Source organism: Haloferax sp. s1 (assembly GCF_058382125.1).
Window position 1 is genome coordinate 17,874 of record NZ_JBZRPK010000728.1, and the last position, 9,732, is coordinate 27,605.

13 protein-coding genes and 1 pseudogene are annotated in these 9,732 nt (G+C 61.7%); 11 read left to right on the plus strand and 3 right to left on the minus strand.

What is annotated here, in order from left to right:
• The first annotated feature begins 120 nt into the window (after positions 1-120).
• The 8 genes and pseudogenes from QT222_RS22035 to QT222_RS22070 form a co-directional block, all read left to right on the plus strand.
• Complete coding sequence (locus QT222_RS22035; protein WP_004056337.1) at positions 121-951, plus strand: ethylbenzene dehydrogenase-related protein; 831 nt, start codon at positions 121-123, stop codon at positions 949-951.
• A gap of 1 nt (position 952) precedes the next feature.
• On the plus strand, positions 953-1,681 hold the full coding sequence (locus QT222_RS22040) for a molecular chaperone TorD family protein (protein ID WP_491478375.1): 729 nt from the start codon (positions 953-955) through the stop codon (positions 1,679-1,681).
• On the plus strand, positions 1,678-2,598 hold the full coding sequence (locus tag QT222_RS22045; protein ID WP_491478376.1) for a DUF8068 family protein: 921 nt from the start codon (positions 1,678-1,680) through the stop codon (positions 2,596-2,598). Before QT222_RS22040 ends, QT222_RS22045 begins: the two co-directional genes overlap by 4 nt.
• Entirely contained in the window at positions 2,595-3,425 is an 831-nt protein-coding gene (locus QT222_RS22050) for a HEAT repeat domain-containing protein (protein WP_491478377.1), read from the plus strand. The genes QT222_RS22045 and QT222_RS22050 overlap by 4 nt, the downstream gene beginning before the upstream one ends.
• Before the next feature lie 2 nt (positions 3,426-3,427).
• The gene (locus QT222_RS22055) at positions 3,428-4,741 is read left to right on the plus strand and encodes a P-loop NTPase (RefSeq protein ID WP_004056345.1); all 1,314 of its coding nucleotides are present in this window, start codon (positions 3,428-3,430) and stop codon (positions 4,739-4,741) included.
• A gap of 3 nt (positions 4,742-4,744) precedes the next feature.
• The gene (locus QT222_RS22060) at positions 4,745-5,329 is read left to right on the plus strand and encodes a molybdopterin-dependent oxidoreductase (protein ID WP_491478378.1); all 585 of its coding nucleotides are present in this window, start codon (positions 4,745-4,747) and stop codon (positions 5,327-5,329) included.
• Entirely contained in the window at positions 5,326-5,472 is a 147-nt protein-coding gene (locus QT222_RS22065; RefSeq protein ID WP_491478379.1) for a hypothetical protein, read from the plus strand. The genes QT222_RS22060 and QT222_RS22065 overlap by 4 nt, the downstream gene beginning before the upstream one ends.
• Positions 5,424-5,582: pseudogene (locus QT222_RS22070) on the plus strand (hypothetical protein); the annotation flags it as partial. The gene QT222_RS22065 and the pseudogene QT222_RS22070, both read left to right, overlap by 49 nt.
• Here QT222_RS22070 and QT222_RS22075 read toward each other — a convergent pair.
• Complete coding sequence (locus QT222_RS22075) at positions 5,519-5,716, minus strand: hypothetical protein (RefSeq protein WP_491478380.1); 198 nt, start codon at positions 5,714-5,716, stop codon at positions 5,519-5,521. The pseudogene QT222_RS22070 and the gene QT222_RS22075 sit on opposite strands and share 64 nt — an antisense overlap.
• Before the next feature lie 305 nt (positions 5,717-6,021).
• Here QT222_RS22075 and QT222_RS22080 point away from each other — a divergent pair, with 305 nt between their 5' ends.
• Positions 6,022-7,248 carry a hypothetical protein gene (locus QT222_RS22080; protein WP_491478381.1) on the plus strand — a complete coding sequence of 409 codons (1,227 nt, stop codon included), beginning with the start codon at positions 6,022-6,024 and terminating at the stop codon, positions 7,246-7,248.
• An 89-nt stretch (positions 7,249-7,337) separates the two neighbouring features.
• Here the strand turns inward: QT222_RS22080 and QT222_RS22085 are convergent, their stop codons facing one another.
• Together QT222_RS22085 and QT222_RS22090 are read right to left on the minus strand one after the other, a co-directional pair.
• On the minus strand, positions 7,338-7,574 hold the full coding sequence (locus tag QT222_RS22085) for a DUF2249 domain-containing protein (protein ID WP_004056352.1): 237 nt from the start codon (positions 7,572-7,574) through the stop codon (positions 7,338-7,340).
• A gap of 80 nt (positions 7,575-7,654) precedes the next feature.
• Complete coding sequence (locus QT222_RS22090) at positions 7,655-7,966, minus strand: DUF7521 family protein (RefSeq protein WP_004056354.1); 312 nt, start codon at positions 7,964-7,966, stop codon at positions 7,655-7,657.
• Positions 7,967-8,409: 443 nt separating this feature from the next.
• Here QT222_RS22090 and QT222_RS22095 point away from each other — a divergent pair, with 443 nt between their 5' ends.
• Complete coding sequence (locus tag QT222_RS22095) at positions 8,410-8,931, plus strand: plastocyanin/azurin family copper-binding protein (RefSeq protein ID WP_004056355.1); 522 nt, start codon at positions 8,410-8,412, stop codon at positions 8,929-8,931.
• A partial coding sequence (locus QT222_RS22100) for a twin-arginine translocation signal domain-containing protein (protein ID WP_491478382.1) occupies positions 8,932-9,732 on the plus strand: 801 nt, incomplete at its 3' end. It lies immediately after the preceding gene.

The following is a 9,732-nucleotide window of genomic DNA, read 5'->3' on the forward strand; positions in this document are numbered from 1 at the left end:
GTTCGATAATGAGTGAGCAAGGTGAGCCGCTCTGCGGCTCAAAAATGCGAGCGGGCTGTGCCCGCGAGCAGAGCGAAATCTCGTCAAGCACGCCAGAGCTTACTCTGGGGGTGTTCGGCGATGAGTAAGAAAAGCGAAAAGCGAGCAACAGCAGTCGCGGCAGTCGTCGTCTGTCTGGTCGTGCTGCTAACAGCAGTCGGTCCAGCGATGGTTACGGCGCGACCGGCGAACGAGATTCCGGTTGAATCGGTATTAGCCGAAGACCAGCCTCAGCAACCCACGAGCGAGGCCTGGAATAGCGTTCCGGCCGTCGAAGTCCCGATGGCCAGCGCGCCGAGCGGGCTTCCAAACGCCAGTGACACGTCCATCGAGACACTTCGTGTCCAATCCGCCCGGACAGAAGAGCGACTGTACGTCCGTCTCTCGTGGGCGGACGGAACTGCCGACCGCAACATCTCGGGACCCCAACAATTCGTCGACGCCGCCGCGGTGCAGGTCCCGGTCAACACCACCGCACGACCCCCGATTTCGATGGGGAGCACCCGTAACCCCGTGAACGTCTGGTACTGGCGCGCCGACGGCGAGACCGAAGAACTGCTCGCCGGAGGACCGGGAACGACGACGAAGTTCGAGCAGTCTGCCGTCGAGACGAAAACAGCGTACGACGACGGTCGCTGGACGATTGTCATGTCCCGCGAACTCAACTCGGATGCGGAAAACCGGACCTCGTTCGCAGCGAACGACGACGTCGACGTGGCCTTCGCAGTGTGGAACGGGTCCCAGATGGAACGGTCGGGACGGAAATCCGTCAGCGAGTGGTATCATTTCCCGTTCGGGCCCGGCCCACAGGGACCGCCGTACGAGTCGATTCTGTGGACGGTCGCCGGACTCGCTATCGTCGGTGTCGCACTGGTAACGATTCAAGCGGTACAGAAGAACGGAGGTGACTGAGATGAACACGAAAGCAAATTCGAACGGTGACGCCGGGTCCGAACCGCCGCAATTGGAGCGACTCGACCCCAAGCAAATCGACCGCGAGACCACCGCCCGTGCGGGAATCTACACCGTCGTGGCTACGCTACTCGACGAACCCGACGATTCGGTCTACGCTCGACTCGCGTCCGGCGATACCGACGCCGCCGTTCGGGACCTACTCGACTCGACCGGATTGTCGGTCGAGCCGCCGGATTTGACCGTCGACGACGACCACGACACCCTCTGTGCGAGATTCAACGACCTGTTCACGGTGGGCTACGCGGAGTACACGGACCGAACCGACGGGTCGCTCGACAGCGAAGGGCCGCGAATCTCGCTGTACGAGACATCCTACCGGCCGGAAGCAGCCTGGAACGACGTGAACCTCGATTTGGCACGGGCGTACGACTACTTCGGTCTCGAAATCGACCAGTCGGCTCGCGACAACCACGATTACCTCCCGTATCAGTTGGAGTTCGCGGGGTACCTCGCACGGCTGGAGGCCGCGTCCTCGGACGACGCTGCACGGGCGAGACTCGACTTACACGACCGACATCTCCACGTCGTCGCCGGCGGTCTCGCCGACCGGATGGCCCAAGAACCCGGCGCGAAACTGTACGGCGAACTCGCCTCGTTTATCGACCGATTCGTCGCCGCCGACCAGCAGGCTCTCGCCGAGCGATTCGAAGGGGGTGACGGCGGGTGAGCAATCAACAAAGCGAAACCGCTTCCGACGCCGGAAGCCGCCTTGCAGCGGCTGCCACGCGGTTTTCGAGCGATTCGTCGGTTCCGACGCGGACGCTTTCGGGAGCCGTCGGACTCGCACCAATCGCGCTGATAACGCTCTATCGCTTCGTTTACAACGTGCCGGGTGGTCTCCCGGACGGTGTCCCCGAGTTCGTCGCTCAGTTGTACCCGTTCGCCATCGTCGGACCCGCGGTTGCGGGATTCATCCTCGCAGCGACTGCCCAGACGGTCGGCGAGCGAGTTGGACTAGCCTTCATCGGTGGGTTCAGTCTGGTTTCGCTCGCGTCACCGACGGCGTGGTATCCTGCCGCAGTTGGGACCACCGTCGGCGGGTGTCTGGTCGTCTGGACGCGATTGGCTCGGCTGAGACAAACAAAGGACACGAAAGCAGTGGTGCACGCCGCTCCTGCGGGTCTGCTCGTCGGCGGCGCGGTTGTCTCACTCGCGGCGACCGCAGGAATCTCGCCCGCGACGCTCCGGCCGCTCGGCTCCGGGATTGCACTCGTCGCCGTCGGGATGACGCCCGCCATCGTCGGCTGGGACCGCACCAGCCTGTTCATCGGGGCTGGCGCAGGTATCCTCACACTCGGGTTCGCAACGAGTGTTCCCTACGTGGCTGGCGCAGTGTTTCTCGTCGGTGGCGGCGTCGTCGGTGCACCACTCGGACTCGTCGTTCTCGGCGTCGGTGGCGGGGTTTCCGGCCTCGTATACGGACTCCGAGAGAGCCGGGTAGCAGTCGCCTTCGGCGCAGCGCTCCTGCTTGCGTCCGGTGTTCCCTCGACGCTGCTCCGAGCGGCGGGCGTGCTCGTCGCTGTCGCACTGTTCACAACCGCTGTCGGAAGTCACGCAACTGTCGAACGAGGTGAAACCCTATGAGAGACGAAAAAGAAGCGACTGACGGACCGCCGGACCCGCAACTACACCCCGAGCGGAGTCCGGGGTTCGGAACAGAGCCTGCGGGCTTCGAAGACATCGAAGTCGACCGCGACGTGACCATCGGCGAAGCGTCGCTCGCAGAACTCGGTGCCAGTGACACCGAACCAGTCGAAAACGACGCCGTTTCCGACCTGCTCGCCTCGCTCGCCGGCGACGACGTTATCGAGCGCCGTCGGGCCGCACTTGCGCTCGCAGAGCGGGAGCGAGACGAACAAATCGTCCGCGCGCTGCGCAGCGCCGCGACGACCGACGACGACGCCGAAGTCCGACAGTTCTCCGTCGAGGCGCTTGCCAAACACGGTGGCTCACTTGCGGCCCAGACGGCGCGAACGCTGACCGACGACCCAGAACCGTGGGTTCGGGCGGAGGCCGTCGTCGCACTGGACCGACTAGACCGAGACGAACACGAAGACGTAATCGCGAGCGCGCTGGACGACGAACATCACGCCGTTCGCCGAAACGCCATCGTCTCGCTGTTCAAACTCCGCGGGGAAGACACGCTCTCCGTGCTCGTCGGGGCGGCAGACGACCCGAGCGAGCGGGTCCGGGAGTGGGTCGCGCATCTACTCGGCGGCATCGACCACGAACAAGCCGACGAGACGCTGGTGGAACTGACCGACGACGAGAGCAGTATCGTCCGAGAGACCGCTATCCGCGCACGCGAAGTCGATGCAGGAAGCTTTCGCCGGCAGTTTACCGGCGTGCTCGACGAAACCGACCGCACGCTTCCCGGAAAGGACGACCTCAATCGAACTCCGAACCTCTGAGTATGACTGAGAACCCACTACCAAATCCCAAATCGAGCGATTCGGATGCCGACACCTCTACGAACGAGCAGGAGACGACACTGCAAGACCGAGTCGAATCCGCGTTGCAAGCGGTGAGAGACCCCAATGCCGGCGTCAACGTCTTCGAGGCCGGACTCATTGAGTCACTCGACATCGAGGGCAAGCGCGTGACCGTCGAAGCTGCGGTCACCGAATTCGGTGACTCGAACGCGACGGGAATCATGCAGGCAATCGTCAGGGCAGTTCGCGACGTGCCCGGCGTCGAGAGCGCCCACGTCGAACCCGTCGCACCCTCCTCGGAGGGCGGCACCGGCGGTGTTTCCGGATTCGACACCATCATCGCCGTCGCAAGCGCGAAAGGTGGCGTCGGAAAGTCTACCATTTCGACTGGTCTCGCCTGTGCACTCGCGGCCGGCCGGTCGACCGGACTGTTCGATGCCGACATTCACGGGCCGAACGTGCCATCGCTTCTCGATGCGACCGGACCAGTCCACTCGGACGGGGAGGGAAACCCACTCCCCATCGAAGTGACTGACTCGGGGACGGGCCTCGACGTGATGAGCATCGGCCTGATGGAGACCGGGGCACCGCTCGCGTGGCGCGGTGCGATGGCGCACGACGCACTGACGGAACTCTTCACGAACACTGCGTGGCGTGCCGACGACACCTTGGTCCTCGATTTGCCGCCGGGAACCGGCGATGTCGTCTTGACCACGCTTCAGGAGGTCTCGGTCGACGGCGTCGTCGTGGTGACGACCCCATTCCAGTCGAGTCTCGAAGATACCGCGAGGAGCATCGAACTGTTCCGGGATAACGAGGTCCCGGTGCTCGGTGCGGTCGTCAACATGGGCGAGTTCTCCTGTCCATCCTGCGGCGATACCCACGACCTGTTCCCGGGAAGCGAACACGAAGAAACGCTTGACGCGCCGGTACTCGCCGAACTGCCGTTTGCGACACGGCTCCAAGAGACGCCAGCGCCCGGTGACGTTGCGCCGGAGATGATGCAACTCGCCGATACCGTCGTCGATGCGGCGGAAACAGCTTGGGACCTCGCTGTCCCGGACAACGCGCTCGACATTCGCGGAGCAGCGCCAGAAGCGCGTCGACAACTCGTTGCCGAACGGTTCACGTCGCTCGAAAGCGGAGACACGTTCACGCTCGTCAGCGACCGCGACCCGACGCCAGTGAGGGAATTCCTCGGTGGACTAACCGACCGAAATCCCGGAGACATCGAGGGATTCGAGGTCGAGCGCCAGACGCCGAGCGACTGGGTTCTTAGGGCGACGAGACCGTAACTAATGGCAATGACCGACCGCACCAGCAACGAATCGGACTCGCGTTCCGATACCGCCGACAATCCAGATGCGGGCAACACCGACAATCCGGATGCGGGCAACGCCGACAATCCAGATGCGGGCAACGCCGAGGGCGACCGCCCCGAAATCGACATCGCGGTCGTCGGCGACGAGCGACTGTCGCTCACCCGAAGCGATTTCGAGACGTTTCCAACAGTCGAGTTTGAGTATACCATCGTGTGCGACTCTGGCAGCCGAACCACCGCAACATGGACCGGGGTTTCCCTTTCCGACCTTCTCGACCGCGCTGGCATGCCGCCGGAGACGACGCACCTGCGAGTGACGAGTACCGACGGCTACACGGTTTGTGTCGATATTGTCTCGGCACTAAATTCACTCGTCGCGTACGCCCGCGACCACGAGTCGCTCGGTGCTGTTGAACAGTACGCCACGCGATTCCTCGGCCCCGGAATCGACGGGTCGCGGACGGTCAAAGGAGTAGCCCGAGTCGAACCCATTACACTGGCGTCGGGGACAGACCCCACCGAGCGAGAGTCCATGTCGCTCGACGACCCATCATACGGATGACTCGGGTGCCAGCGACCACGGCTGTCGTCCTCGTGGAGGTCGAAGCAGTCGATTCGGTGACGACCCGAAAGCGGCAGCGACGCTCGGCGGTCGGCCACTCGTCACACGGGTCGTCGAGGATGCGCTCTCGAAAACTACTGTAATCGTCGTCCTGACGACCACTGTCTTCGCTCGCTCGTTTCGAGACTGTCAGCCGATACCGTCGCGCCGACAGAGTCGCCCGACGGTGTCGACTTGCGACAATCGACGGTGAACGTAAACACCCGTGCTAAACTCGCTTCGCTCCGCCATCGAATAGATGCCGGATGCAGCCGAATCGTCGAATAGCGCGGAGGAGAGTGTGAGTTGGCTCCGACTCGTGAATATGTTCGGCGCTGAGGCTACCATCTACCCCGTTAAACGAGTAACCGGGGTCGGTTGAAATCGACGGCCATCGATTTACTATCCCGTGTGACCGACACCCCGGACATCTTTCTGCTTGTGTGTCTCGAATCCACAGCAACGGCTCTAACACGGGACCCACGATTCCGAACGTGTTCGCTCTCAACGCTTAGTGCCCCGTCGTCCTAGTCAGTGTAACCGAACACTATGCGCGAGGCGCAACCGCGGTTCGATAAGAGCAAACATAGCGAGTCTTGGGACTGGTGGACCGGCAGCGTAGCTCTCCAACGACTCACCGGCCGAGGGTTGCGATGACGGGGGCAGGGCGAAGTCGCTGGTCCCGTCGATTCATTATCCTCAGCGCCGCGTTTCTCGTCGTCTGGCGATTCGGGGCGCTTGTCGGCATCTCACGCCGGGCCGAGGTCACAATCGCACTGTTCGGATTCGTCTTTCACGTGGTCTTCGGCATGGCGTACTTGCTCGTCCCGTCGTACTTCGGGACCATACTTGCGACAGACCGCGTGCCAGCAGCACACCTCGCAGTATCCGTCTCCGGAACGGTACTCCTAACGGCAGGTTCGCTCCTCGACATTCCGGCATCCGTGGAATCGACTGTTGAGTCGGCTGGGGTCCTTCTCTGGTGTGCGGGCATCGTCGCGTTCCTCGCCGCGCTTCTGTGGTCGATTCGGGACCCCCTCCTCGGCGGCGAAACGGGGACGAGTTCGCACAGGTCCGACCACGAGTGGGTCGACCGGTACGCCAACCGGTTTATTCCGGTTTCGTTCGCGTACCTCGCGGCTGGCTCGTACGAACTACTCGCCCGTGTGTCGCCGCTTCCGGGACTCACAGACGGCTACATGCCCAGAGTCACACACCTCTTAGCAGCGGGATTCGTCGTGCTTCTCGTCTTCACGCTCGGTGTTCGACTCGCACCGCGGTTCTTGGGCGTTCCCGCACCGAAGATTCCGACAGGTATCGTCCTCCTCACCGGCGCGGTCGGTCCCGCGCTTATCGCGTTCGGATTAACTAGCCGCTCCGTGCTCGTCGCGGGTGCTCTGGCTGAGGCGGTGGCATTCGTCGGCTTCACAGCAGTGTACCTCGTCATCTATCTTCGGTCGGACCGGCGGCGAGTCGGGTCCGGAAGCATCCTAGTGGGAACGGTTAGTGGTGTCTTTGGAGTCGCAATCGGTGTGACCGTCGCTGTGGGTCCGCTGTTCGGGTTACAGCCATTCTCGCTGGGGATGGTTCAAACACATCTGCAACTCAACCTCTTCGGTTTTCTCGGCCTCGTCATCGTCGGCTTCGCCGTCCAGTTCTACCCACCGACGGCAGGTCGATTCCGCGGTGCGAACGAGCGGACCGCTCGAATCGTAATCGGCACGCTCGCGGTTGGATTGGGAACAGTGGCTGTCGGTCGGGTTCTCAGCCAGTCGAGTTTTGTCGTGCTCGGAAACGGACTCGCACTCGTCGGCGCGGTCGGCTACGGGTATCTGCTTACGCGCCTGTTAGTCGAAATCGGGTCGCGCCGGGCCAACTGAGTTCAGTGACAGCATCACCGGCCAGAACTCCAAGCAACATCCCTGCCCAGAACTCCAAGCAACATCCCTGCCCAGAACTCCAAGCAACATCACCGAGAAGTGATGGTGATGTGCCACTCGTCGGCCGCGACCTGGGACGTTTCGTACTCGAAACCTCGCTGTTCGAGCACGTCGTAGAGCGGGACTGGCTCGAAGCTATTGACGAGCAGGAACGATTCATCAGCGGTCAGTCCGTCGACGGCAGCCATAATCTCGCCAAACGGTTCGCCATCGAGGTCTCTGACATCGAGTGTGTGTACGGCATCTTCCGAATCAGTGTGGGCCATATCTCAGTGTTTGCTAGCGACGTAGCTGTCTCTTTTCCCGATGATGTTCGGTCTTCTCGACTGACGTTCGGCCCATCGACTCACGTATCGTCCGCGTACAGCGAGTGGGCGATGACGGCGAACCCGGCCACGGTGAGGGAACTCTCGACGACCAGCGCGTGGTCGTACGAAAGCGGCATGAGTTGATGGACGATACCCGCAACTAACGACCCTGTCGTGACGAGCGCGAATCCGAGGCACAACGACCGGAGCGCGGACGTACCGCGCTGTCTGTACGCACGAAAGGTCACGAACGTTACGAGACCACCCAACAGCAACGTCGCGGTTTTCATCCCGACGACCACCGCGATAAGGCCGTTCATCGTTGACTCGGCTTCCGGGTGAGCACCCATCCCTCATCGAACACCCCGGAACGTGTCCATCTGGCCGCTGGTTCACCGCTGGCAATCGACTGTCGTGTGTCGATACCGCGTCGGTCTAAAGTCAGATTCGTTATCATGGTCGTGTTCTCTCAGATACCGCCCCATCGAGTCAGCACGAGGCATCTCATCTCTACCGGGGGAGTGACTCGAAACCGAACTATGTACTCTGCCGAAGATGTTCGGAACGATTCTCCGGGCGAGATAATTGTTGTTTAGTTGAAATCAACCCCGAACAGACCGACCGCTACCACAGATGCCGCCACGGGTGACTGCCCAGAAAACAGTAATAGGCGTATCGTAAGGGGTGATGGTTGAGGTTTTGGTTCGCAGTCCGAACATGTTCGTCTTCCTCTCAGGAGTTAGGAACTCTGTCTCCGATATATACCGCAAAGCATCTTAGCCCAGCCTGTACGATGGCAGGGAAACATACCAGACGGAACGTACTGCAGAAGCTCGGTGCCGCGGGTATCGCGGCGACGAGTATCGCACTTGCAGGGTGTTCCTCTCAAGCGTCGAACAGTGGAGGCGAGACAGAAAATGACGGCGGGTCCGGTGGCACGACGACCACCGAAGATTCGAGCAGTGGGGGCGAAAGCGGCGGTGCAACCCAGACCGATACCGTCGGCATGACCGAAGAACTCGGATTCGACCCCAAGACCATCGAGGTTCCCGTCGGAACGACGGTGACCTTCGATAATACGAGTTCAATCGGTCACTCGGTCACCGCATACGAAGACAAGATACCAGACGGTGCGGCATACTTCGCGACCGGCGGGTTCGACTCCGAACAGGCCGCAAAGGACGCCTACCCTGACAAGGGGAACCTCGAAGCGGGTGAAACCTACGAACACACCTTCGAGACGAAAGGCACCTACGAGTACTACTGCATCCCCCACGAGATGAACGGGATGGTCGGAACTATCGAGGTCGTATAAATGTCTCACAACACATCCACGCCGGACGACGAATCCAACGAATCACAGCAAGACCCGCTTTCGGAGTACGAAGCACAACTCGACGCGGTCCTCGAGAAGGTCGACGAAACAGCAGGAGAAGAGACGGATGTCTCGCTCGAACTCCCGACACTCGGATTGAGACGGCGCGACTTCATGAAAGCGGGCGCGGCGGTCGGTGCCATGGGTTCGATTGCTGGCTGCACCAGTCTGGCAGGAAACGACGGTGCTGGCGGAAGCACCCCGCAATCGTCGTCACACTCGGGCGACGTGCCCGACCACTTCGTGCCGCCGGGTGAACACGACGAATACTACGGCTTCTGGTCCGGCGGCCACTCCGGGGACATTCGAATCTACGGACTGCCGTCGATGCGCGAACTCACCCGAATCCCGGTTTTCAACCCGGAACAAGCGAAGGGCTACGGGTTCGACAACCAGACGACCGAGATGCTCGAATCCGCGGGCGACTACACGTGGGGCGACTCCCACCACCCGAGTCTCTCCGAGACGGACGGGAAGTACGACGGGAAGTACCTGTTCGTGAACGACAAGGCTCACGGCCGGGTCGCGCGGGTGAACCTGAAATACTTCGAGACGGACGCGATTACCAACATTCCGAACGTTCAGTCGGTCCACGGGTGCTGTATCCAGAGCCCCGACACCGAGTACGTCTTTGCGAACAGCGAGTTCCGGACGCCACTGCCGAACGACGGACGAGACATCAACAACCCAGACAAATACGTCTCGCTGTTTACCGCCCTCGACCCCGACTCGATGGAAGTG

Excerpts from the sequence above, each read along its gene's own strand:
- QT222_RS22035 (WP_004056337.1), top strand. The coding sequence starts at position 121 with ATGAGTAAGAAAAGCGAAAAGCGAGCAACAGCAGTCGCGGCAGTCGTC.
- QT222_RS22040 (WP_491478375.1), top strand. The coding sequence starts at position 953 with ATGAACACGAAAGCAAATTCGAACGGTGACGCCGGGTCCGAACCGCCG.
- QT222_RS22050 (WP_491478377.1), top strand. The coding sequence starts at position 2,595 with ATGAGAGACGAAAAAGAAGCGACTGACGGACCGCCGGACCCGCAACTA.
- QT222_RS22055 (WP_004056345.1), top strand. The coding sequence starts at position 3,428 with ATGACTGAGAACCCACTACCAAATCCCAAATCGAGCGATTCGGATGCC.
- QT222_RS22060 (WP_491478378.1), top strand. The coding sequence starts at position 4,745 with ATGGCAATGACCGACCGCACCAGCAACGAATCGGACTCGCGTTCCGAT.
- QT222_RS22065 (WP_491478379.1), top strand. The coding sequence starts at position 5,326 with ATGACTCGGGTGCCAGCGACCACGGCTGTCGTCCTCGTGGAGGTCGAA.
- QT222_RS22075 (WP_491478380.1), bottom strand. The coding sequence starts at position 5,716 with ATGGTAGCCTCAGCGCCGAACATATTCACGAGTCGGAGCCAACTCACA.
- QT222_RS22080 (WP_491478381.1), top strand. The coding sequence starts at position 6,022 with ATGACGGGGGCAGGGCGAAGTCGCTGGTCCCGTCGATTCATTATCCTC.
- QT222_RS22085 (WP_004056352.1), bottom strand. The coding sequence starts at position 7,574 with ATGGCCCACACTGATTCGGAAGATGCCGTACACACACTCGATGTCAGA.
- QT222_RS22090 (WP_004056354.1), bottom strand. The coding sequence starts at position 7,966 with ATGGGTGCTCACCCGGAAGCCGAGTCAACGATGAACGGCCTTATCGCG.
- QT222_RS22095 (WP_004056355.1), top strand. The coding sequence starts at position 8,410 with ATGGCAGGGAAACATACCAGACGGAACGTACTGCAGAAGCTCGGTGCC.